The organism is Rheinheimera sp. (assembly GCF_037442345.1).
Taxonomy (GTDB): Bacteria; Pseudomonadota; Gammaproteobacteria; order Enterobacterales; family Alteromonadaceae; genus Pararheinheimera.
Map to the genome: position 1 here is coordinate 12,836 of NZ_JBBIQL010000035.1, position 23,660 is coordinate 36,495.

Consider the following 23,660-nt stretch of genomic DNA (forward strand, 5'->3'; position numbering starts at 1 on the left):
CAACACCTGAGCGGCGGCGTCTTTAAGCGCTGAGTTAATAATGAATCACTCTGGCAACCCCGCGTGAACGTGGATCGGCCGCCGCCTGCACCACGGCATCCTGGATTTGAATGGCCTGCACGTCGCCTAAATTCCAGCTTTGGGTCTGCAGCTGATAACCACGTTGTGTCAGTTGCTGCTGTACATCGCTGGCCAGCGGGCCATAAGGCTCCATCGTGATTTGGTCTTTCGGCAGCAGTTGGTGATGAAAACGGGGAGCCGCCACCGCCTGTTGCAGTGGCATACTGAAGTCGTACAGGTTGCTGATCACCTGAAACACTGAGGTGATAATGGTCGAGCCCCCCGGTGTGCCGACCACCAGTTCCACCTGGTTATTTTTCACCAGCAGGCTGGGGCTCATTGAGGACAACATACGTTTGCCCGGAGCTATCGAGTTGGCGTCATTGCCGACCACGCCAAAAGCGTTGGGCACCCCGGCTTTGGCAGAAAAATCATCCATTTCGTTATTCAGTAAAAAACCAGCCCCTTCGACCACCACGCCGCTGCCAAAATCCAGGTTCAGGGTGTAAGTGTTGGACACTGCATTGCCGGCTTTGTCCAGAATGGAAAAATGCGTGGTGTGGTAGCCTTCCAGCCCCGGTTTCACCTGGGCTGTCGCCGAAATGGCGGTGGGATTAATTGCTTTGGCGCGTTGGTCCAGGTAAGCGGGGCTCAGCAGTTGTGCCACCGGCACTGTGACAAAGCCGGGGTCGCCTAAATACTGGGCTCTGTCCGCATAGACCCGTTTTTCCAGTTCGGCTATCAAATGCACATACTGGCTGCTGTTATGGGCGACGCCCTGAAAGTCCGCCTGGCGGCGCTGTTTCAGCCCTAACAGCTGGCCAATGGCGATGCCGCCTGAGCTTGGCGGCGGCGCGCTGATCAAGGTTTTGTCTTGCCATGGCATCTGCAAAGCGTCCCGCCAGCCGGCCCGGTAAGCGGCTAAGTCGGCCATGCTGATCAGGCCGCCACCACGCTGCATTTCGGCCACCAGCAGTTGGGCGGTTTTGCCTTTGTAAAAATCATCTGGCCCCTGTTCGGCAATCCGGCTCAGGGTCTGTGCCAGTTCAGGTTGTTTAAAGTTCTGTCCTGCTTTCATGCTGCCAAAATAAGCGGCAAAGTTGGTTTTCCCTTGCAGCTGCTGCAACAGATCAGCGCGGTACTGGTACTGGTTTTCGGCGACGATAAAGCCCTGTTGGGCGTAAGCAATGGCCGGTGCCAGCAGTTGTTTCCAGGGCAGGCTGCCAAATTTCTGATGTGCCAGCCATAAACCCATTACAGTGCCGGGCACACCGCTGGCTTGATGGCCTATCAGGCTTAAGTTTTTAATCACTTGTTTTTCGGCGTCCAGGTACATATCGCGGTGGGCTGCAGCCGGTGCGGTTTCGCGGTAATCGAGGAAATAAGGCTGGCCCTTGAACCAGATCAGCATAAAGCCGCCGCCCCCTATATTGCCGGCTTCCGGGTAGGTTACGGCCAGGGTAAAGGCGGTGGCGATGGCGGCGTCGACCGCATTGCCACCCTGACGCAGAATGTGTTCGGTAACGTCAGCACCATAGCGGTCTGGTGACGCAACAGCGCCAGCCTGAAGTGGGGGCGCTGCCTGGGCGATGGCCTGAACCAGACACAAAAGAAGCGCCATTGCTGTGGCTAAAAAACGGACTGCCATTTGAACCTCCCTGAACACTGTCTGGTCTGTTGTAACTTTTCAACCCGAGAATTTCAAGGGCAGAGGCCCGACACCCTGTCTTTCAGAGCGCCTGTGGGGGAACCCACTCTGAGGGCGCGGATCAGAGTTTGCGTCTGGCAGGCAGCAACGCAGTGACGAGGCCAAGCAGAGGTAAATAAGCGCAATAATCCACGACCTGCACTATGGATGAGTGATCGGCCCAGGCGCCGAGGCCAGCAGCGGCTATGCCACTGATACCAAACATCAGGCCGAAAAAAATGCCGGAGACCAGGCCAATTTTATGCGGCACCAGTTCCTGCGCCAGCACAATAATGGCGGAAAATGCCGAGGACAGCACCAGGCCAATCAGCACGGACAACAGGGCTGTCCAGGCCAGGTTGCAGTAAGGCAGCAGCAAAGTGAATGGGGCCGCGCCGAGAATAGAAATCCAGATCACCGCTTTGCGGCCTATTTTGTCGCCGACCGGGCCACCGACGAAAGTCCCGAATGCAACAGAGGCCAGAAACACAAATAAATACAGCTGCGCATCGGCCACCGACAGGGCAAATTTTTCTATCAGATAAAAGGTGTAGTAATTGGTCAGCGCGGCCATATAGATGTATTTGGAGAACACCAGCACGGCCAGTACCAGCAAGGCGCCTTTCACCTGAGCCGGAGTTAAATGGCTGAAATGGGGCTGTTTTTTGCTGCCTTTTAAGCTGGCACCGGAGCGGATGGTCCAGCGGCTGACCGCACTGAGCACCGCAATACCCAACATGGCAAACAGAGTAAACCACAGAATGGCATCCAGCCCACGAGGCAGAATAATGGCGGCCGCCAATAAAGGGCCAAAGGCAGAGCCGGCGTTACCGCCCACCTGAAAAAACGACTGGGCAAAACCAAAACGGCCCCCACTGGCCATACGGGCCACCCGCGAGGCTTCCGGGTGAAAGGTGGACGACCCCATGCCAATCAGTGCAGAGGCGGTCAACAGGCCTGCGAAGCTGCTGCTCGTTGCCAGCAAGACCAGGCCCACCAGGGTAAATACCATGCCGGCGGGCAATAAATAAGGTTTGGGGTGTTTGTCAGTGTACAGGCCGACCGCAGGCTGCAGCATGGACGCCATCAGCTGGAAACACAGCGTAATCAAACCAATCTGGGCAAAACTCAGGCTGTATTCGGTTTTCAGCAATGGGTAAATTGACGGCAAAATGGCCTGAATTAAGTCGTTCAGCAGGTGCACAAAACTGACAGCCGCCACCACAGGCAAAATGGTTTTTGTGGCATCAAAGCCTGAGGCAGGTTGGGAAGGGGGGTTCATTCAGACCGCTCTGGGGATGAAAAGCCGGTAGTATAAGGGAAATCACTCTGAAGCTGCCAGGACACTGCTAAATAGTCGATGCAGGGGGACGCAGATTTTTGCCGCAGCGGCTATTCAGTTTCAGACGAAACAGGTATAACACTGGAAGCCCTTTCAGGAGATTTTTTATGTTTCGTTACCCGTGGTTCCGTTTTTGGTTTGTCGCTGCGTTGTTGGTGTGGCTGGTGCTGTTCTTCCGTTTTAACGACCTGGCCTTTTTGGCGGAACACTGGTTTTACCCGGCCATTATGGTGGTGGGGGCTTTTGTGGCGGGGTCGACCCCTGAAGGTGGGGGCGCTGTGGCGTTTCCGGTGCTGAATATTTTTCTGCAGATTGACCGCGTGATGGCTCGGGATTTCAGCCTGATGATCCAGAGCATTGGCATGACCAGCGCCAGTATTTTTATTTTGTGCAGCACGCCGGACCGGCGGGTGTTCAGGCCTCTGCTGTGGATGATCCCAGCCTGTTTTGCCGGTTTTGTTCTGGGCATGCAGCTGCTGCAGCAACTGCCGGTGTACATTATTCAGGCGCTGTTTTTAAGCCTGATCACTGCCTTTGCACTGGTGTACAGTGTGGGGAAACACCGGGGATGCCAGGCTGAACTGCGCACTCCCAAAGGCTATGAATGGGGGGTGCTGCTGATGGTGTTGTTGGCCGGAGGCATCTGTGCCAGCCTGTTTGGCACAGGGGCAGACATTATTCTGTACACCTTGCTGGTGACGCTGTTCCGGATGCAGGAAAAACGTGCGACCCAGCTGGCCATCATGCTGATGGCGGCGATCAGTGTGTCAGGTTTTATCTGGCGTGGTCTGGTTGAGCAGCAACTGAGCGCTTATCAAATTCAGACCTGGCTTTGTGCTTACCCTGTGGTGCTGGTTATGGCGCCTTTGGGGGCGCTGGTGCTGGCGAAGGTGAACAAAGAGCTGATGCTCAAAGGCATCGCCATCCTGAATCTGGCCCAGCTGGGGTACTTTCTGTTTTACAACCCGTCGGAAGGCAAATGGTTGTGGGCCAGCCTCTTTATGCTGGTGCTGAGCCTGGTGTTCAGTTACGCCATCTGGCGGCTGGGTCAAAACAAAGTGGTGCAGGCGGCGGGGTAAACAAGCCCGCTGCTGCAGCGGGCCTGGTTTTGTGCCAGAGCTTAGTTCGCCAGCCGGGCCGGGTCCAGCAGTTCCCTAAGCTGCTCTTCAGTTAAGTCGGTGTGTTCCAGCGCCACCTCCAGCACAGGCCGTTGTTGCTGGTACGCCTGTTTGGCGATAGCTGCGGCTTTTTCATAACCAATCACCGGGTTCAGCGCTGTGACCAGAATGGGGTTACGCGCCAGCGCTTTGCTGGTGGTGTCGGCCCGCACTTTCAGCCCCACTATGGCTTTTTCCGCCAGGGATCTCAGACTGCCGGACAGCAAACTGACGCTGTCGAGCAGGTTGGCGGCCACCAGCGGCAACATCACGTTCAGTTCAAAATTACCGGACTGACCTGCAATGGTAATAGCGCTGTCGTGGCCTATCACCTGGGCAGAGGCCATCGCCACCGCCTCCGGGATCACCGGGTTCACTTTGCCCGGCATAATGGACGAGCCAGGTTGCAGCGCAGGCAATTCAATTTCGGCAAGGCCTGCCAGCGGGCCTGAGTTCATCCAGCGCAAATCGTTGGCAATTTTCAGCAGCGCCACCGCCAGGGTTTTTAAGGCGCCGGACGTTGCCACTGCCACGTCTTGTGTACTCAGGCTGAAAAAGAAATTCGGGCTTGGGCTAAAAGCCAGGCCGGTTTGTTGACTGAGCGCTTTGGCAAAAGCCGCGGCAAAATCCGGGTGGGCATTGACCCCTGTGCCAATGGCGGTGCCACCTTGGGCCAGGTGCTGCAAATGTGGCAACTGCGCTTGCAGTTGTTGTTCAGCGTGGCCGAGTTGAGCCTGCCAGCCGCTGAACACCTGGGCAAAACGCAGTGGCATGGCATCCATCAGATGGGTGCGGCCGGTTTTCAGAATATGGCCTTGTTGCTCTGACAGTTGATTGAGAGCCAGCTGTAACTGGTTCAGCGCTGGCAATAAATCGCCGCTGATGGCCAAAGCCGTGCTGACATGAATGGCGGTTGGAATGGTATCGTTGCTGCTCTGGCCTAAATTCACATGGTCGTTTGGGTGGATTTTTTCAGCGGCTATGCTGCTTGCTACTGTGGCCAGCACTTCATTGACATTCATATTCGAGCTGGTGCCAGAGCCGGTCTGGTAGACACCCACCGGATACTGTGCAGGGTCTGTGTGTTCCAGTTGGGCTTCGGTCGCTTTGACAATGGCATCACTCTGGCGGGCCGTTAATAAGCCAAGCTCCGCATTGGCGCGGGCTGCGGCCTGTTTAATCAGTAACAAAGCGCGGATAAAAGGCAGCGGCAGGCTGGCCGGGTGCAGTTGGAAATTCTGTACAGCGCGTTGGGTCTGGGCCTGATACAAGGCATCAGCCGGTACCTCCAATGCGCCCATTGAGTCATGTTCAATCCGGTAGTTCATGGTCAGGTTCCTGTTGAGGCCAATGGCTCTTTCTTCATAGTGGGTGGAGAACACATTCAATTCAAGCCAGACGGTCGTTTTATGTGGGGCCGGTTCGCACTGCAGCAGACCCGTTTGACAGGCAGATCGTCGCTGAATTAGAGGATACTAAGTTTCTTTTTTTTCATTTAGTTTCAAATTTGGATAACTTCAACTAGTGTATCTAAAACAGAAAATCGATTGGTGGATGGGCTGCCGGTTGCATTGTCTGTTTTCACAACAATGAAAAGGAAGGAACACCTGCTATGAATACCACCAGAACCCTTGTTGGTGCCAGCTTATTGCTGGCTGGATTTTGTGCTCCAGCCATGGCTGATACCAGTTGCCCTGTGGACCCAAGCTGGCTGAGCAGTCCCTCAATGCCGACTGAAGTCAAACAAAGTGCCGGACCCGGCGATTCAACCTTTTGCGATTTCTACCAGTTTTCAACGCAAGCCTACTTATACCTGATGTCGCAAAACAGCAAGGGTCAGCGCAATTTTATGGACCCCAGCCAATACGCTGTGCTGGAATTTGACAATCAGGGCAATCCGGCCAATTCCTGCGATGCCACGGTGACGGGGCCGACCTTGCGAACCAGCCTGGATAAAGCGGACAGCACCTCCATTTCGACCGAACAGGCCGGCGATGGTGCCACCATTTATGCGCAGGACGGCAATGTGGTGTATTACGATGTGCGTTTTAACAAAGCCATGTGTAATTTATCCGGCAGCGCCGTTGAGCTGCAAAAACAAAACCTGATTAACTTTCCCGGTGGCACCACCGAAATTAAAGCGGCCTGGAAGGTGTTGTCAGCCGCTGAAATCAGCAGTGGCAATTTTGTCACCCAGCCACTCAGTATAAGTGGGCAGCCTCAAACCTTAGGTTTGGTCGGTATGCATATTGCCATTGCCACTCCGGATCATCCGGAATTTATCTGGGCCACCTTTGAACACCAACAAAACTCGCCAGACTGCGAGCCTCAACTGGTTCCTGCCAACTCGCAGTGGACCTTTGCCAGCCAGAGTTGCGCCGCTGGACTGACCAAATCGCTGACCGATCCAAAGCTGAACTGCAACTTTAATAATCCTCCGGAAAACCAGACGGCCCCCACAGGCAACCCTACCAATATCTGCCGGGTTTTTCCGTACGGCACAGGGTCGGGGGATTTAAAAGCGGATCAGAACCTGGCCGCTATTACTGCACAAAACAGTGGCCTGGATACGTTGCTCAGTGGCAGTTCGGTGCCCGCCGGTATGGCCGTGTTAAGCAAGTACTTTAACGTGGGGGCGTTGTGGGTCAGCAATATTGCCCAAAGCTCAGGTGGGCAGGGGGTGCCGAATGAGCGGGGTTCCTTACGTCTGGCCAATACTGTGGCTGAAACCACTTTTCAGCATGTGAATCTGAACAGCGCCAGTTTTGCCAGTAACTGTTTCGGCTGCCACAACTTTGTCGGCACAGGTCAGGTGGTCAATAACAACATAACCAGTCAGAATTTGAGCCATACCTTTTTGGATATCGTTATAGGCAAAGGGGAAGCCATTGATGTGACGTCATCCACCCCTATTGGCAATAACAGTGCCGCTCAGGGCATTTGTCAGGGCACCACGGCCACGCCTGGTGTTTGCCCGAACGCAGCCAGCAATCTGAAATGGAATGGTCAGTGGACCAATATCAACAGCAGTGCTGGTTCTGTCTGCGGTTGTGTTGCGCAATAAATCAACCCTTAGCAGCCCCGGCTCCGGGGCTTTTTTCTGACATTTTTTTTCCGGTATTATTTTTCTTGCTGCTGACGCCCGACTTACCGACAATGCTGCCTTGATGACTTCTGAGTAACACTGATATGCAACTGGATGAAACCGACGACTGGGCCTGGTGTGAGCAGCACTACCCGGCTGTGGTGGCTTATGTCAAAGCCCAGCACATTCCGCATGGTGAAATTTGCGACTGGCCTGAGTGGGACTGTGCGCCTTATTTGGGCTTATGGGCGGTGGAAGACCCGGACGATCCGGGTTTTGTCGGGCACTGGATCCTGGCCGGGGACAGCAGTGGCACGCAGCCACAGCCTGTGCCTTTTGATCATTTACCTGCAGCAGAGCTGGCGGAGCCCCGTGAAGCTTTACAGGCTTTTGCGAAAAAATGGGCCGCTTTGGCGGCCAGTGCCGTTAAAGGGCAAGACTGGCAAGGCAGCCCGGTGGTGCCTGGTGATCTGGCTGACCGCGCCCGGCAGCTCCAACGTCAGGCCGCGTTGCTGGAGCAGTTGGCGGATGACGATGAACTGTGGCAGGACGACGATTAAAGTTGCTTTTTCAGCACCTGTAGTACTTTTCGGGTAAGCCAGAAGACCGCAAGGCTGGCGATAGCCGCGACGGGCACCAACGCAAACCCCAGTACTTCCAGTTCCGCTGGTTTGGGGTCGGCCATAATGCCCAGGGTCACGGCTTCACCCGCCGATTCCGACCAGACCCCGACATGTTCTGGCCAAAACAGTTTAGCCAGAGCTGTGATGAAAAGACTGATGGCGATCACGCCACCAAATACAGCCATTGAAAAATACAGGCTGTAGGTGACTCCCCGTTTTACCTTTGTCATGGCTTTAAAGCCTGTTGGCAGTGGAGCTCCTGTAGTCAGGTGGGCGACATAATGCGCCGCCAGCTCGCGGGGTGAACCAAAGCCTTGCAGCACCGTGTGGATATCTGTCTCTGGTTGGGTCTCCAGCACATCAAACAAATGGCTTTCTATTTCCCGCAGCACATCGTTGCGCTCCTGATGGCTCAGTCGGGAAAGGTACAGCTCAAGTTGCTGCAGGTACTGCTGCACTGTGGTATTGGTTTGCATCTAAGTTTCTCCTTCAATCAGCTGAGCGGGTACAGACCGGCGACAGCAACTGCTCAATGTCGGCCACGGATTGGCGCCACAGCTGGAGCAGGGCGGCCAGCCGTTCGACGCCAGCAGGGGCCAGGCTGTAATACTTACGTGGTCTGGTGTCATTTTCCTGAACCCAGACAGCGTCGATCAGGTCATCCCGTTTCAGTCTGTCCAGCAAGGGGTACAGAGTGCCTTCACTGATGGCTGTGGATCTGTACTGTTGCAGTTGTTTCAACAGCTCCAGCCCGTACAAAGTGCGCTGTTGCAACAGGGCCAGAATGACCAGTTCTAAGGTCCCTTTACGCAACTGGGCTTCCCATTTGTCAGAATGTTTATCTGTATCTGTCATGGTTCATACTCAGTTATACAGGTTACTATGTATTGCATAGTAACTTGTATACCATAAATAGAAAGGATGCAAGCTGTGGGTCTGACAACAGCTCAGGCATTCCAAATGGCCAGTGCAGATAGAAGGATAATCCTGTTTTATATCAATAAAATCGATTAGGGCTGTTCATTTAACTTTCTTTCTGTTGTCAAAAAAAGGGGCTAAGGTTTATAGCACCCAAGGGGCGAACCAGACCCTGACTAACGTGATCTCAACGATGAGGAAAGTATTGATGGATAAATCTACCGGAACATGTCCGTTCGCTCATGGCGCTAAAACAGTGACGGCTAATGCTTCAGAGCAGTGGTGGCCTAATGCGCTGAATCTGGACATCCTGCATCAGCACGACAGCAAAACCAACCCGATGGATCCGGATTTTAACTACGCCAAAGCATTTGCGTCGCTGGATTTGGCCGCAGTCAAAGCCGACTTAAAAGCCTTAATGACGGTTTCTCAAGACTGGTGGCCTGCCGACTGGGGCCATTATGGTGGTTTAATGATCCGCATGGCCTGGCACAGTGCCGGTACTTACCGCATTGCGGATGGCCGCGGTGGTGGTGGCACTGGTACTCAGCGTTTTGCGCCACTGAACAGCTGGCCGGACAATGGCAACCTCGACAAAGCCCGCCGTTTGTTATGGCCCATCAAGAAAAAATACGGCAATAAACTGTCCTGGGCCGACCTGATGATCCTGGCTGGTAATATGGCTTATGAGTCGATGGGGTTTAAAACCTTTGGTTTTGCCGGGGGCCGCGAAGATGTCTGGCATCCGGAAAAAGATATTTATTGGGGCTCAGAAAAACAGTGGCTGGCGAAAAGCGGTGGTGAAGGCAGCCGTTACTCCGGCCAGCGTGATCTGGAAAACCCCTTGGCCGCTGTGATGATGGGCCTGATTTACGTCAACCCGGAAGGGGTAGACGGCACCCCGGATCCGTTAAAAACTGCACAGGATATGCGGGTGACTTTTGCCCGTATGGCGATGAACGACGAAGAAACAGTGGCTTTAACGGCCGGTGGTCATACCGTAGGTAAAGCACACGGCAATGGCAATGCGGCCAATTTGGGCCCTGAGCCGGAAGCCGCCGCTATTGAAGAGCAAGGCTTCGGTTGGGTGAACAGGCAAAGCCGCGGTATTGGCCGCGACACTGTGACCAGCGGCGTCGAAGGCACCTGGACGACTCACCCGACTAAATGGGATAACGGCTTCTTTAAAATGCTGATGGAATACGACTGGGAATTGACCAAAAGCCCGGCCGGTGCCCATCAGTGGAAGCCGGTCAATCTGAAGCCTGAGGATACGCCCACGGATGTGGAAGGTGGCTCTGGCAGTACTAGGGTGGTGATGACTGATGCCGATATGGCGCTGAAAGTCGACCCGGACTACCGCAAAATCTCTGAACGGTTCTACAAAGACCAGGCCTATTTTGAAGAGGTGTTTGCCCGCGCCTGGTTTAAACTGACGCACCGCGATTTAGGTCCGAAAAGCCGTTATTTAGGCCCGGACGTGCCAGCCGAAGATCTGATTTGGCAGGACCCGATTCCGGCAGTGAATTACACCTTGTCCGACGCAGAAATTGTCGAGCTGAAAGCAAAAATTCTGGCCACAGGTTTGTCGGTGGCTGAGCTGGTTGCAACGGCTTGGGACAGCGCCCGCACTTACCGGGGCTCGGATTACCGTGGCGGTGCCAATGGGGCCCGCATCCGGCTGGCTCCGCAGAAAGACTGGGAAGGCAACGAGCCAGCCCGTTTGCAAAAGGTGCTGACCATGCTGGAGCAGCTGCAGGCCGGGCTCAGCAAAAAAATCAGTCTGGCCGACTTAATTGTACTGGGCGGCAGTGCGGCGGTGGAAAAAGCGGCCAAAGATGCCGGAGTCAGTGTGACAGTGCCTTTTGCGCCAGGTCGTGGTGATGCCACGCAGGAGATGACGGATGTGGAATCCTTTGCGGTGCTGGAACCGCTGCATGACGCCTACCGCAACTGGCTGAAACAGGACTATCTGGTCAGCCCCGAAGAAATGATGCTGGATCGCACCCAGTTGATGGGCCTGACGGCCGCTGAAATGACGGTGCTGGTCGGTGGTATGCGGGTACTGGGCGCCAACCATGGCGGCAGCAACCATGGCGTCTTTACGGACAGGGTGGGCGTGCTGAGTAACGACTTCTTTGTCAATCTGACTGACATGGCCTACAGCTGGAAGCCCACAGGCAAAAACGCCTACCAGCTAGTCGAGCGTAAAACCGGCGCTGTGAAATGGACTGCGACCCGGGTTGACCTGGTGTTTGGTTCCAATTCAGTGCTGCGCTCTTACGCTGAGGTCTATGCGCAGGACGATAACAAAACCAAGTTTGTGCAGGACTTTGTTAAAGCCTGGGTCAAGGTGATGAACGCAGATCGTTATGATCTGAAGTAATCAGCGGGGACAAACGGAAAGGGCGGCATTGACCGCCCTTTTGCCGTTATGGCTTGCTGGTTTGGGCTTTGGCGTGCTGCACCATCTGGCGCACCTCAGCCAGCAGTTGCTGAGCGTCGTAGACAATGCCGTCTTTCACTGTGTAGCGCACCCCTTTACTGCGTTCGGGTTCGTTATTGGCATTGAGCCGGTAATGACCGGTGCCAAACAGCACTTTAAAATTGGCCAGCGGGTTTTCCGCCACCACGACCAGATCCGCCTTTTTACCCGGCAACAGACTGCCAATGTCCTGTTCCATACCCAGCGCCTCTGCACCGTTGCGGGTAGCAGCCTGGATCACTTCCAGCGGATGAAAGCCAGCTTCGCGCAGCAGCTCCAGCTCCTGAATGTAAGCAAAGCCATAAATTTTGTAGATGTAACCGGCGTCAGAGCCCGCAGTGATGCGGCCGCCATGGTTTTTAAAGTCATTGAGGAAACGAAACCAGAGGCGGTAATTTTCCCGCCAGGCCACTTCCTGCTCAGTGCCCCAGTCGAACCAATAAGAACCATGGGCATAACGGTTGGGTTTAAAGAAATTGGTCAGGGTGGGCAGGGTGTAGTCCTGGTGCCAGGGCGCGTTACGTTGGGCTTCGGCGTCGCGGCTCGCTTCGTAAATGGTCAGGGTCGGGTTGATGGTCAGGTTCAGCTTAATCAGCTCATCCCGTACCGCATTCCATTTCTCTGAGCCTGGTTCTGCTGCCTGTTTCCACAATTCACCGGCAGCGCTGAATCTGTCCTGTTCGTTCTGGTAGTTGTAGTTCAGTGGGTAATTCTGAATGGTCTGGCCGGTAAACAGCGCTTCCGGCAAACCGTACCAGTGCTCCATTGACGTCAGCCCCATACGGGCGCTGTCGAGCACATTGGTGCTCATCACGTTCAGCTGGGCATGGTGCATCATGGTACCAAGCTGCTGTTTTTTGGCTTCATCCAGGGCGGCAGCAATAATGGCCGGTGGCGCTCCAAAAAACTTTATACCGGCGGCCCCGGCTTTTTTCACATCCTTCACCCAGTCCCGCGCCTGTTCGGCACTGACAATGGGTTTACCCAGGCCCTGACCAAAGCCGACATAAGGCACAATACGGGGCGCGACAATACGATTTTGCCCGGATGCTTTGGCATGGCGCAGGGTCCAGGCCAGGCCATTAAAGCTGCCGGGTTCACGCACTGTGGTAATGCCGTGCGCCAGCCAGAGTTTAAACACATAGTCGGCCGGAATGCCGTTGGCACTGCCGCCAATATGACCATGCATATCAATAAAACCCGGCAGTACATACATACCGGTTAAATCCATTTCTTTATCATCAGGTTGGGCTTTGGGCCTGTTTTCTGTCAGCACAGGCACACCGGGGTTGCCGACTGTGACAATGTCGGTGATACGGTCTTTTTCAATAACCATATCAACGGGGCCAACAGGTGGTGCGCCTTCGCCGCTGATGTAGGTGACGCCGCGTAAAATCAGCCGCTTATAAGGTCCATCGCCCTGCTGGCGCTCTGTGGCGGATGGGGTTCGTTCGGTGGCAGGTGCAGCGGCAAGGCTGACACTGAGGCTTAACAACAGCAGATGGCAGAGTCTGGTGAATGCAGGCATCTGAATTCCTTGTTTTTATAGTAGTGAAATTACTATGACAAGGTGGCCGTTGTGCTGCAACTGAACCGGATAAAAAGAACGCTGGTTGCGGTGGACTAACGCTGTTTTTTTACACAAACGACCAGTGCGTTTCCGGACTGACCATTCCAGGGGACTATTTTCTGATAGTCGTGCTCCAGCAAATGCACCTCAAAATAAGGTTCGAGATAGTGCAGCAGCAGATCAAAACTGGTTGCGACCATGGTATGGCTGTCCTGCCAGACTTCGCTCTGGTCAGCCTGGCGGCGCAGAATGGATAACTTCAGCTGTTGCTGTGACCCCTGGCCCGGGTAATACCAGCTGGACTGGAATAAAAAATGGCTGCCATGCTGCAAAGCACTGTGCTGTTGCACCGACTGGTTGTCGATGTGGTTTTTGTCCACAGTGTTAAAGCAAAACAGCCCCTGCGCCGCCAACGCCTGATCTATCAGTGCAATACAGCGCTGCAACCGCTCTAAGGTGGCGCAGTAGTGCAGTGAATATAAAAAGCAGGTAATCAGATCAACAGGTTCTGTCAGACTGAACTCACACATATCGCCCTGCGAGAACAAGGCTTCCGGGCAGCGTTGCCGGCCTTGCTCCAGCATGGGTTCATTCAGATCCAGCCCCTGGCATTGGTAGCCCAAGTCCAGCAATTGCCGGATATGCGGCCCTGTGCCGCAGGCTAAATCCAGATGCCGTTTGCCGCCGTTGCCGAACAGCTGTTGCAGCCGGTGAACAGCCTGGCTTTGTGCCGGGTAATCGACATCGGCACACATTAAATCGTAATAGCCGGACAAGTCGGTGTATAAGGCGTTACTTCTGCTCATAAGGTGGCCCCGAATGGTGAGGGCGCGCATTCTAGCTGGTTTTACTTCCTCCGCCTACTGGCAACAGCTAAAGCCAGGGTTCAGTTAGCAGCTGTTATGCTTAGGTCTTTTCTGATGCAAGTGGCAAGGAGCAAAAATGAAATTCGCATTAAAACTGGTGGCTGTTCTGCTGGTGTTGATTCTGGCTGCAGCGCTGCTGATCCCGCAGTTTGTTTCCACGGAAAAAATCTGGGCAGAGGTCAGCACTCAGGTGGAGCAACAAACCGGACGCCGCATTGCGGTGGATGGCACGCCGTCACTGACCCTGTTTCCGCAGCTGGGCTTGCAGCTGACAGGCCTGAAGTTTGCCAATCAGCCAGGCAGTCAGGTGAGCACTATGCTCAGTGCAGAGCAACTGACGCTGCGGCTGGACTGGAGCAGCCTCTGGTCCGGCACTGTCAGCATTGATGAGTTTGTGTTGGAAAAACCTGAGTTGTACCTGGAAAAAAATGCGGAAGGTAACGCCAACTGGCAATTGTCTGAACGCAATGCCCCGGCGGGTGCAGCCCAAACCGAAGCGCCTGCTTCTGCAGCCATAGCGGATTTACATCTGGGGGATATCCGTATTGTCGATGGCAGCCTGCGTTACGTGGATTTGCAGGCAGGCACTGAACAGAGGCTGGATAAACTGCAATTGCAAATAGAGATTGACAGCCTGAAGCGCCCACTCCGTATTGAAGGCGCTGCGGAGTACCGGGGTAAAACCCAAAAGCTGCAGCTGAAACTGGATCACCTGGCGGCGCTGTTGGCCAAAGAGCCCATCCGTCTGGCGCTGCAGTTAGATAATGAACTGCTGGCACTGAAACTGGACGCCAGTTATCAGCGCAATCTGCAAGGGAAAATAGTGCTGGAAGCCGCTTCGTTGCGGGATCTGCTGGCCTGGTTTGAGATAAACACCAGGGCAGACACCGGGGTGATGAATGCCTTTACTCTGAGTTCAGACCTGTTGTTAACCGACCAGCAGTTGCAACTGACTGGCCTGAGGATGGAGCTGGACGAACTGAAGCTGACCGGCGAGCAGCGCATTGAATTCATGGAACCATTGAGGATCAGTGGCCATCTGGCGCTGAATGCGCTGGATCTGAACCCTTACCTTGGTACTTCAGACGACAAGGGGAAGAAACCGCAGGCTGCGACTAATGGAGGTTGGGACAGCACCCCACTGGATTTATCTGCACTGAAGCAAATCAATCTGGACCAGCAGCTGAGCCTTACCGCTTTGCGTTTTCAGGATATTCAACTGGGTCAGAGCGAGATGAAGTTAAAGCTGAACAAAGGCAAAGCCAGGTTTGAACTGAGCCAATTGCAGGCGTATCAGGGCACAGGCAGCGCCTTGCTGGAACTGAATGCTGCCACCAGCCCTTACCAACTGGCGGCCCGCTTTGATTTATCCGGTGTGGCGGCACAGCCTTTACTCACAGACGCGGCTGGTTTTGATAACTTGCTGGGAACAGGCCAACTCCAGGGAGAGCTTGCCAGCAGTGGTCAGCATCAGAAAGCGCTGATGGAAGGCTTAAATGGCACTCTGGCTTTTCGTTTTACCGACGGTGCCATCCGGGGCGCCAATATTGCCGCGCTGGTGCGCAGCGCTGAGCAGGCCCTGCAAGGCAACCTGCAGGGCATTAATCTGGACAAAGACTTCAGCGAATCCGAAAAAACCGATTTTTCCGAATTGTCGGCCAGCATGCGCTTTACCCAGGGGGTAGGGCAAAGTGACGATTTGCAGCTGGCCAGCCCACTGTTGCGGCTGACCGGCCAGGGCAGCCTGAATTTAGCCACGCAGCAGCTGGATTATCTGCTCAGCCCCAGCCTGGTGGCCAGCATTGAAGGTCAGGGAGCCCAAGAGCAGAGCCAGGGCTTTAGCATTCCGGTCCGGGTCAAGGGCCCCTGGTCTGATGTGAAAATCAGACCGGATCTCAGTCAGGCGGCCAAAGACAAAGCCAAACAAAAAATTGAAGACAAAGTGAAAGACAAACTGAAAGGCTGGTTAGGTGGCTGATAAAACGGGATAAATGGCTGGCTGTTGTCTTGATTTTAACTACACTGAGACAACAGTCCGCTTGTTGGGGACGGAACAGGGAAGGTTCATTATGCGCATCGGCTCCATCCTGTTACTTCAATTGATGTTCGTGTTTTCATTCCAGTCTGTGGCAGCCACGCCGGTGGTTTATGCCTGGCCTGAAACTTTATCCTCCGATGAGCGTGGCGATTATCCGGTGGCCTTACTGAAACTGGCGCTTGAAAAATCCGGCGCGGATTACCGGGCGCTCCCCAGTGCCTCAGTGATGACTCAGCATCGTACGTTGCGCCAGGTGAGTAAAGCGCAGGGAATCGATGTGCTCTGGACCATGACCAGCCCCGAACGTGAACAGCAGCTCAGGCCCATCCGTATTCCTATTGATCGGGGTCTGCTGGGCTGGCGTCTTCTGGTCATAGTGCCGGACCGGCTCCATGAATTTGAGGAGCTGACCAGTGAACAACTGCACCGGTTATTGGCGATTCAAGGCAGTGACTGGCCGGATTTTCCGGTGTTGCAGGCGAATCAGTTCAGGGTGCTGGGCAGCGGTGATTTTGAAGGTATGTTCCGTATGGTGAAGTTCGGCCGGGTGGACTATTTCCCACGCTCTGTGACGGAGATCTGGTCCGAGCTCTCAGAGCGTGAGTCCCTTGGGCTGAGGGTTGCACCTAAATGGGTATTGCATTACATCGCGCCTTTGTATTTTTTTGTGCAGAAAGACAATGACGAGCTGGCCGCGGCGATAGAGCTGGGGTTGAGGGCAGCCATTGAGGATGGCAGTATGCAGGCATTGTTTTTGCGCTGTTTTGGCCCGGCGCTCGACAAAGCTGATTTGGCTGGGCGTACCCGTATCGAACTGATCAACCCCCTGTTACCCAAAGAAACGCCCCTGGATAACGCTGAGCTGTGGTTTGACCCGGCCAAAGGGTATTGATGCCAAACAAAGGAGCCATTACGGCTCCTTTGTCTGGCGTCAGTGCATCAGTTGCTCTATTGCATCTGGCTTATTATGAACAGCAAACTTATCGACCAAAGTGGCACTGGCCTGGTTCAGGCCCAAAACCTCGACATCAGTTCCTGCTTTGCGAAACTTCAAGACCACCTTGTCCAGCGCGCTGACGGCCGTTACATCCCAAAAATGCGCGTGACTTAAATCGATTTGCACGTTGGGCAGGCCTTCTTTGCAATCAAAAGCTGCAGAAAAGGCATCGGCTGATGTAAAAAATACCTGGCCCGTGACCCGGTACAGCCGGCTTTGGCCGTCGGGGCTCAGCTCGGACTGTATGGCCAGCAATTGCCCGACTTTGTGAGCAAAAAACAAGGCGCTGAGTAACACACCGGCGAACACACCAAATGCCAGATTGTGGCTGTACAGCACCACCGCCACCGTGACCAGCATTACGACACTGGCGCTGCGGGGGTTGCTGCGCATGTCTTTTACTGACTGCCAGTTAAAGGTGCTGATGGAGACCATAATCATCACGGCCACTAAGGCAGCCATAGGGATCTGCCCTACCCAGTCACCAAGAAACACAGCAAAACACAGCAAAAGGACACCGGCCATCAGGGTGGACAACCTGCTGCGGCCGCCCGATTTGACGTTGATCATCGACTGACCAATCATGGCACAGCCTGCCATGCCACCAATCAGGCCCGAGCCAATATTGGCGACGCCCTGACCAATACATTCCCGGCTTTTGTTGCTGTTGGTGTCGGTTAAATCATCCACTATGGTGGCAGTCATCAGCGATTCCAGTAAACCGACCAAGGCCAGGCCCAGGGAATAAGGGAAAATAATCTGCAGTGTCTCAAAGTTCAGCGGCACTTGCGGCCAGAGGAAGACCGGCAGGCTGTCAGGTAAGTCGCCCATATCGGCGACAGTGCGGATGTCCAGATCAAAACCAATGGCCAAGGCCGTCAGCACCAGGATGCAGACCAGCGGAGAGGGCACAGCCGTGGTGAGATAAGGCAACAAATAGATAATGGCAAGGCCTGCTGCTGTCATGGCGTAGACAGGCCAACTGACGTCGGTCAACTCTGGTAACTGGGCCATAAAAATCAGAATGGCCAGGGCGTTGACGAATCCAACGACGACGGAGCGTGAGACAAAACGCATCAGCTCCCCGAGTTTTAATAACCCAAACAGAATTTGCAACACACCACAGAGCAAAGTGGCGGCTAACAGATACTGCAGGCCATGTTCTTTGACCAGCGTCACCATCAGCAACGCCATGGCACCTGTGGCGGCAGAAATCATTGCCGGGCGGCCACCGGCAAAAGCGGTGATCACGGCAATAGCAAAGGAAGCGTATAAGCCGACTTTGGGGTCGACCCCGGCGATAATGGAAAACGCAATGGCTTCCGGGATCAGTGCCAGCGCAACCAGCACGGCACAAAGCAGGTCAGCACGCAGGTTATAAAACCAGTGCTGTTGTAAATAAGACCACATAGGCGACCTGTCACAATTTAAATCAACGGATGCAGCGACTGGCAGAGACACAAAAACTGCGCTCCAGCTCACTGCGCTTTTGGTGTTCAGTTTCAGCGTCCTGAGTTGGTGTCAGGCCTGAAAAAGGGCGGCTATGCTAACAAAGCCGCCCCGGTGAATGAAGGTTTTTTATGCGGGGATAAACAGCGGTTCCAACGCCAAGGTCGCACCGGATGGCATCAGCTCGCGCCACCAATACAGGTTGGGTTGCTGTGGCTGACCAAGTTGTGCCAGTTTCACTGCAGCACCAAACACAGGGGTTATCAGTGGCACCTGGTAAGCGTCGGCGGCCAGCGCCAGCCGTTCCAGCGGTTCGTACCAGGCATGCATGGCGAGGTCAAAACTGCTGTTATGCACCGGCATCAGGTACCTGGCCTGCAAATCCAGATGCGCTCTTAAACTCTGCTCAGGCTGCATATGCACATCAGGCCACAGCTCGTCGTAAGCGCCGGTTTCAATCAGGGCAAGATCAATAGGGCCAAAACGCCGGCCAATCTGGGCGAAGCCATTGAAATAACCACTGTCGCCACTGTAGAAGATCCGGTGTTGGCTCGACTCCACCATAAAAGAGGCCCAACTGGTCTGGTTTTTATCCCAGAAACCGCGGCCAGAAAAATGTTGGGCCGGTGTAGCGTGAATGGTCAGACTGCCCAGTTGGGTCTGTTGCCACCAGTCCAGCACGCGGATTTTATCGGCCGCAATACCAAAGCGGATTAAATGCTGGTCCACCCCGGGCGGCACAATAAAACAACGGCTTTTGGCATCCAGTTGCTGCACTGACTTTTTATCCAGATGATCATAATGGTCATGGCTGATCAGCACGGCTGAAATTTCCGGCAAGTCGCTGATCTGCATCGGCAACTGATGGAAGCGTTTTGGGCCGGCAAACGACAGGGGAGAGGCCCGCTCTGAAAAAACCGGATCCAGCAGCAGGTACTGGCCGTCAAGGCGCAGTAGCACTGTGCTGTGGCTCAGACGTGTCACCAGATCGTCTTTGCCTGATAAATCGGGTTGTTGCACCGGCAAGGCCTGGCTTGGGGTTTTGTCCGCCACCTTCTGGCTCAGGTAGCGCCATAAAATGCGAACCCAGGGGGTTTTGTCCTGAGTGTCGGCCTGAACACGGATCGGGTTAGCTGTCTGACTGTTCATATGGGCTCCTGAGATGAAGATTAAAGTAAACTACACGGTGTAGTTTAATAAAAACCATGAAAAAGTAAACTCAGTAGTGTAAAATTTTTTTCAGATCAGGTTTTACGGAGTCAGTCAGGTGGAGAAACTCAGTCGTTCAGAGCAAAAGCGTCTGGACATTCATAAAGCGGCGTTGGCTGAATTTAAAGAAAAAAGTTTTGCCGGTGCCAGTATGGATGCCATTGCTGAGCGGGCGGCGGTGTCAAAACGCACTGTGTACAACCACTTTGAAAGCAAAGAGGCGTTGTTTCAGGCGGTGACGGAGTCGTTCTGGCAACTCAGTAAAGATGTCACCAATGTGGAGTATGATCCGGCAACAGACATTGTGGTGCAGCTGGAAAACATCACCGAAGCTATGTGGCAATTGTACTCGCAGGCCGATTTCATTGAGAAGGCCAGGGTGCTGCTGGCTGAGTACATTCGTCAGCCGCAACTGATTGAACAAATGATCCATCAGGTGTCAGAAAAAGAGAAGGGGTTAAGCCGCTTTCTGGCTCAGGCGCATCAGGCCGGGGTGTTGCAGATTGACGATTTGCGTATGGCGGAGACCCAGTTCTGGGGGTTGTGCAAAGCGTTTGCCTTCTGGCCTGTGGTATTTCAGATGCACGATTACAGTGAACAGCGGGCCCAAATCATCCGTACCAATGTGCAGATGTTTGTCTGCCAGTACCGGGGCTGTGCAGAAAAATAACTTGAATCTGTGGCGTCCAGCCTTCAGGATCGCGACTCGAATGAATTGGGACTAAGGAGTTTAGTGTGTCTAAAGCGAAAAGCCGTCGTTTACAAAAAAAGCTGTATCTGGGTGAGTTTGCCGAACATGGCTTTATGCTGTCCTGTAAGTTGGCTTTGGCTGATGAACATGCATTCAGCACTTTTCTGGATCAAGTGATTCATCAGGTTGAGCAACGTGATCTGGTGATGGCCGGTGGCGGTGATAACACTCAGTTTGAAGCTTTTATCTGGTCAGCCCACCGTTACGGCTCTGCCACTGTGGAAGACATTGCCGCTGTCACTGCATGGTTTAACAGTCAGCCGCAGGTGTCGGAGCTGAAAACCAGCGAACTGGTGGATGCCAATTATGGCGTTACGTCCTTCTGAAAAAGCCCCGTTATGGCTGCGGCTGTTGTCCGCCGCCGCCGTATGCGCTGCACTCCTTGTTCTGCTGCTGGGCACTTACAATGCCAGTCTGACACAACTGGAGTACAGCCGTTTGACCGGCGTGATGCTGATTGCTCTGGTGTTTGCACTGCAACCCGACATCTATTGGGATGTGCTCAAAGGCAAAACAACGCTGGCTTCGGCTCCGAAAGCGTTGAACGCGCTGTTTTACAGCGGGGTCTTTATGCTGGTGTTTTCTGCATTGGCTGGACTGGTGCTGAGCGGGAAGCTGTAACGCTTTCCGCCTTGGTGGCCTTCCAGATCCGACCATTGGCTAATTGGGTGTTTATTGTTGTCCTGTTAGGATAGAGTCTGTCAATAAAAACCAGACAGGACAGTACCTTATGCTGATCTTCTTTCTATGCCTTGCCATTCTTGTGCTGGGTTACAGATTTTACAGCCCTTTTGTCGAGAAACAGGCGGGGATAGATCCATCCGCTGCCACACCACAACAACGCTTCAGCGAAGGGGTTGATTACGTGGCCCTGAGCCCAACCCGGGCATTTTTAATTCAGTTTCTGAATGTCGCTGGGGTAGGCCCTATTTTTGGGCCTATCCTGGGGGCTTTGTATGGGCCGGTGGCGCTGGTCTGGATTGTGATTGGCAACATCGTAGGCGGCGCCGTGCATGACTACTTCTCAGGAGTGATGAGCCTGAAGGAAGATGGCAAAAGCCTGCCTGAGATAGCCCGCCATTATTACAATGTGGTGTTTAAAGGCTTGATGCTGGTGTTCACGGCCATGTTGCTGTTTTTCGTCGGTGTGGTGTTTATTATGAGCCCGGCCGGTTTACTGGCGAACCTGAGTGCCTTTGATGGCACTATCCTGGAAAACAACACCTTTTGGGTGCTGGTGATCCTGTTTTATTACTTCCTGGCAACCTTATTGCCGGTGGACAAAATTATTGCCCGCCTGTACCCGTTTTTTGGTGGCCTGATGATCCTGATGACCACGCTGATCGCTGGTGCCTTGCTGCTGGAAGCGCCACATCTGCCGCAGGTGCAGGATCTGTTTGCCTATTTCACTCACAGCCATCAGGAACATGAGCTGCTGCAACCCAATCCGGACGGTTTGCCGGTATGGCCTTTGTTGTTCCTGACCATTACCTGTGGTGCGATCAGTGGTTTTCACTCCACCCAGTCGCCTATTATTGCCCGCTGCCTGACGAATGAAAAATACGCCCGTCCGGTGTTTTACGGAGCCATGATGTGTGAAGGCATTGTCGCTTGTGTCTGGGCGCTGGCTGGTATCTCTGCCTTCCCGGGCGGTTATGTCGAGCTCAAAGCCATGCTGGATCAAGGAGGCCCGGGTTTAGTGGTCAACCATATTTCCACCAGCTACTTAGGTGTTTTAGGGGGCGTTATGGCGGTGCTGGCGGTAGCGGCTTTCCCTATTACGTCGGGTGATACGGCGTTTCGTGCCTTGCGTCTGACCATAGTGGATGCCTTTGCTATTCCACAAAGCGTGCGTAACCGCCTGTTGCTGGCGGTGCCTATTCTGTTTGTGGCCTACCTGATGACCTTGCTGGATTTCTCGTTGATCTGGCGCTACTTCGCCTTCTCCAACATGTTGCTCTCCACCAGCGTCTTGTGGCTGGCCACCAAATACCTGTTTGACCGCGGTACCTTTCATTGGATTGCCAGTATCCCGGCGGTGATTGGCACGGCCATTACAGTGGCTTATATCGCCACTGCCCCTATAGGTTTTGCGCTGCCTGCACATTACAGCAAAGCCATAGGGGCGGCAGTGGCACTGATCAGCCTGATTGCGCTGGTGCTGGCTCACCAGAAGTACCGGCTGAAAACTGCGTGACTTCTAATGTCAAAAGGGCCACAGGGCCCTTTTGACGATCACGGCAAACGGCAGTTATGACTGGTCATGAAACTGCTCGCAGGCCTCCAGCGTATTTTCAATCAGACAAGCCACTGTCATAGGGCCGACCCCACCAGGCACAGGTGTAATAAAACGGGCCTGTTCAACTGCTTTATCAAATTGCACATCTCCGACCAGCTTACCGCTGTCCAGACGGTTAATGCCCACATCAATGACTATGGCACCCGGTTTAATCCAGTCGCCAGGGATAAATTCAGCTTTCCCCACGGCCACGACCAACAAATCGGCGCGGCGCACTTGCTGTTCCAGGTTTTTGGTGAATTTATGGCAGACGGTGGTGGTGCAACCCGCCAGCAGCAGTTCCAGCGCCATAGGACGACCGACGATATTGGATGCGCCGACGACCACCGCATCCATACCGCGAATTTGCACCCCGGTGCTTTGCAGCAGTTTAATAATGCCTTTAGGTGTGCAAGGGCGCAGCGCAGGCATGCGTTGCGCCAAACGGCCAATATTGTAAGGGTGAAAACCATCGACGTCTTTAAGCGGGTTTATACGTTCCAGAATGGCGGAAGCATCCAGACCGGCGGGCAATGGCAATTGCACCAGAATACCGTCGACCTTTGGGTCGGCATTCAAGGTGTCAATCAAAGCCATTAAATCCTGTTGGCTGGTACTGGCAGGCAGGTCATAAGAAAAGGACTCAAAGCCTACTTCCTCGCAGGCTTTGCGTTTGCTGCCTACGTAGACCTGCGAAGCGGCGTCCAGCCCTACCAACACCACGGCCAGGCCTGGTGCGCGTTTGCCAGCGGCCAGACGTTGCTGGACCCGTGCTGCAACCTGGTTGCGGGTGGATTGGGCAACTGCCTTGCCATCAATGATTTGTGCTGCCATCGGATTACTCATTTAGTTGCTGGATCTGATGGGCGCTAATTGTCGCACAGCAGGGCAGAGCAGGCCAACCTGAATCCAGATCCCAGCCGAATAAGTGCCCGAAAATGTTTAAAAAAATGGCTTTGAGTGCGGCTAATTTCAGCGAAAGCGCCAGAAGGTTTAAATTATGAGCAATCAGTCTTGGCGCGGCAAAAAAAGGTTTGACGCTCCCGCAGCCGGGCTGTAATATTCCGCCCCGTTGCAGTAGTGTAACGATGTCGGTGATTAGCGCAGCTTGGTAGCGCACTTGGTTTGGGTCCAAGGGGTCGCAA

Annotated in this window: 21 protein-coding genes; 10 read left to right on the forward strand and 11 right to left on the reverse strand. The window is 54.1% G+C overall.

Annotated features, from left to right (window positions below; translation table 11 throughout):
- Positions 1 to 34 precede the first annotated feature (34 nt).
- The gene (ggt, locus tag WKJ04_RS17225; RefSeq protein WP_337881544.1) at positions 35 to 1,708 is read right to left on the reverse strand and encodes a gamma-glutamyltransferase; all 1,674 of its coding nucleotides are present in this window, start codon (positions 1,706 to 1,708) and stop codon (positions 35 to 37) included.
- Between the two features lie 121 nt (positions 1,709 to 1,829).
- A complete protein-coding gene (locus WKJ04_RS17230; protein ID WP_337881545.1) occupies positions 1,830 to 3,029 on the reverse strand; it encodes an MFS transporter in 1,200 nt (399 codons plus the stop codon).
- A gap of 167 nt (positions 3,030 to 3,196) precedes the next feature.
- Here WKJ04_RS17230 and WKJ04_RS17235 point away from each other — a divergent pair, with 167 nt between their 5' ends.
- The gene (locus WKJ04_RS17235) at positions 3,197 to 4,168 is read left to right on the forward strand and encodes a sulfite exporter TauE/SafE family protein (RefSeq protein WP_337881546.1); all 972 of its coding nucleotides are present in this window, start codon (positions 3,197 to 3,199) and stop codon (positions 4,166 to 4,168) included.
- Between the two features lie 41 nt (positions 4,169 to 4,209).
- Here the strand turns inward: WKJ04_RS17235 and WKJ04_RS17240 are convergent, their stop codons facing one another.
- Positions 4,210 to 5,574, reverse strand: coding sequence for a class II fumarate hydratase (locus WKJ04_RS17240; protein ID WP_337881547.1), 1,365 nt, complete (start codon positions 5,572 to 5,574; stop codon positions 4,210 to 4,212).
- A gap of 284 nt (positions 5,575 to 5,858) precedes the next feature.
- On the opposite strand from WKJ04_RS17240, the gene WKJ04_RS17245 reads away from it, so the two are divergent.
- Together WKJ04_RS17245 and WKJ04_RS17250 are read left to right on the forward strand one after the other, a co-directional pair.
- On the forward strand, positions 5,859 to 7,310 hold the full coding sequence (locus WKJ04_RS17245) for a mannan-binding lectin (RefSeq protein ID WP_337881548.1): 1,452 nt from the start codon (positions 5,859 to 5,861) through the stop codon (positions 7,308 to 7,310).
- A 125-nt stretch (positions 7,311 to 7,435) separates the two neighbouring features.
- Entirely contained in the window at positions 7,436 to 7,891 is a 456-nt protein-coding gene (locus WKJ04_RS17250) for a DUF4826 family protein (RefSeq protein ID WP_337881549.1), read from the forward strand.
- Here the strand turns inward: WKJ04_RS17250 and WKJ04_RS17255 are convergent.
- Both WKJ04_RS17255 and WKJ04_RS17260 read right to left on the reverse strand, forming a co-directional pair.
- Entirely contained in the window at positions 7,888 to 8,430 is a 543-nt protein-coding gene (locus WKJ04_RS17255; RefSeq protein WP_337881550.1) for a hypothetical protein, read from the reverse strand. The two genes, WKJ04_RS17250 and WKJ04_RS17255, sit on opposite strands and share 4 nt — an antisense overlap.
- 13 nt (positions 8,431 to 8,443) lie before the next feature.
- Positions 8,444 to 8,809, reverse strand: coding sequence for a PadR family transcriptional regulator (locus WKJ04_RS17260; protein WP_337881551.1), 366 nt, complete (start codon positions 8,807 to 8,809; stop codon positions 8,444 to 8,446).
- A gap of 271 nt (positions 8,810 to 9,080) precedes the next feature.
- On the opposite strand from WKJ04_RS17260, the gene katG reads away from it, so the two are divergent.
- Positions 9,081 to 11,258 (forward strand): catalase/peroxidase HPI, encoded by a 2,178-nt coding sequence (gene katG, locus WKJ04_RS17265; RefSeq protein ID WP_337881552.1) that lies wholly within the window; start codon positions 9,081 to 9,083, stop codon positions 11,256 to 11,258.
- Positions 11,259 to 11,304: 46 nt separating this feature from the next.
- Here the strand turns inward: katG and WKJ04_RS17270 are convergent, their stop codons facing one another.
- Entirely contained in the window at positions 11,305 to 12,885 is a 1,581-nt protein-coding gene (locus WKJ04_RS17270) for an amidohydrolase family protein (RefSeq protein WP_337881553.1), read from the reverse strand.
- A gap of 95 nt (positions 12,886 to 12,980) precedes the next feature.
- Positions 12,981 to 13,733 carry a class I SAM-dependent methyltransferase gene (locus WKJ04_RS17275; RefSeq protein ID WP_337881554.1) on the reverse strand — a complete coding sequence of 251 codons (753 nt, stop codon included), beginning with the start codon at positions 13,731 to 13,733 and terminating at the stop codon, positions 12,981 to 12,983.
- Positions 13,734 to 13,869: 136 nt separating this feature from the next.
- On the opposite strand from WKJ04_RS17275, the gene WKJ04_RS17280 reads away from it, so the two are divergent.
- The gene (locus WKJ04_RS17280; protein WP_337881555.1) at positions 13,870 to 15,771 is read left to right on the forward strand and encodes an AsmA family protein; all 1,902 of its coding nucleotides are present in this window, start codon (positions 13,870 to 13,872) and stop codon (positions 15,769 to 15,771) included.
- Positions 15,772 to 15,862: 91 nt separating this feature from the next.
- Positions 15,863 to 16,723 carry a hypothetical protein gene (locus WKJ04_RS17285; protein ID WP_337881556.1) on the forward strand — a complete coding sequence of 287 codons (861 nt, stop codon included), beginning with the start codon at positions 15,863 to 15,865 and terminating at the stop codon, positions 16,721 to 16,723.
- Positions 16,724 to 16,762: 39 nt separating this feature from the next.
- Here the strand turns inward: WKJ04_RS17285 and WKJ04_RS17290 are convergent, their stop codons facing one another.
- A complete protein-coding gene (locus WKJ04_RS17290; protein ID WP_337881557.1) occupies positions 16,763 to 18,238 on the reverse strand; it encodes a SulP family inorganic anion transporter in 1,476 nt (491 codons plus the stop codon).
- Between the two features lie 168 nt (positions 18,239 to 18,406).
- The gene (locus WKJ04_RS17295) at positions 18,407 to 19,426 is read right to left on the reverse strand and encodes an MBL fold metallo-hydrolase (protein ID WP_337881558.1); all 1,020 of its coding nucleotides are present in this window, start codon (positions 19,424 to 19,426) and stop codon (positions 18,407 to 18,409) included.
- A 118-nt stretch (positions 19,427 to 19,544) separates the two neighbouring features.
- Here WKJ04_RS17295 and WKJ04_RS17300 point away from each other — a divergent pair, with 118 nt between their 5' ends.
- From WKJ04_RS17300 to WKJ04_RS17315, 4 genes are all read left to right on the forward strand, one after another.
- Positions 19,545 to 20,156, forward strand: a complete 612-nt coding sequence (locus WKJ04_RS17300; protein WP_337881559.1) for a TetR/AcrR family transcriptional regulator — start codon at positions 19,545 to 19,547, stop codon at positions 20,154 to 20,156.
- Positions 20,157 to 20,221: 65 nt separating this feature from the next.
- The gene (locus WKJ04_RS17305; protein ID WP_337881560.1) at positions 20,222 to 20,563 is read left to right on the forward strand and encodes a YggL family protein; all 342 of its coding nucleotides are present in this window, start codon (positions 20,222 to 20,224) and stop codon (positions 20,561 to 20,563) included.
- A complete protein-coding gene (locus WKJ04_RS17310) occupies positions 20,544 to 20,858 on the forward strand; it encodes a hypothetical protein (protein WP_337881561.1) in 315 nt (104 codons plus the stop codon). Before WKJ04_RS17305 ends, WKJ04_RS17310 begins: the two co-directional genes overlap by 20 nt.
- Before the next feature lie 109 nt (positions 20,859 to 20,967).
- On the forward strand, positions 20,968 to 22,434 hold the full coding sequence (locus tag WKJ04_RS17315) for a carbon starvation CstA family protein (RefSeq protein WP_337881562.1): 1,467 nt from the start codon (positions 20,968 to 20,970) through the stop codon (positions 22,432 to 22,434).
- A 54-nt stretch (positions 22,435 to 22,488) separates the two neighbouring features.
- Here WKJ04_RS17315 and folD read toward each other — a convergent pair whose 3' ends face one another.
- Positions 22,489 to 23,349: a bifunctional methylenetetrahydrofolate dehydrogenase/methenyltetrahydrofolate cyclohydrolase FolD gene (folD, locus tag WKJ04_RS17320; protein WP_337881563.1), complete on the reverse strand. Its 861-nt coding sequence runs from the start codon at positions 23,347 to 23,349 to the stop codon at positions 22,489 to 22,491.
- A 4-nt stretch (positions 23,350 to 23,353) separates the two neighbouring features.
- A partial coding sequence (locus tag WKJ04_RS17325) for a hypothetical protein (protein ID WP_337881564.1) occupies positions 23,354 to 23,660 on the reverse strand: 307 nt, incomplete at its 5' end.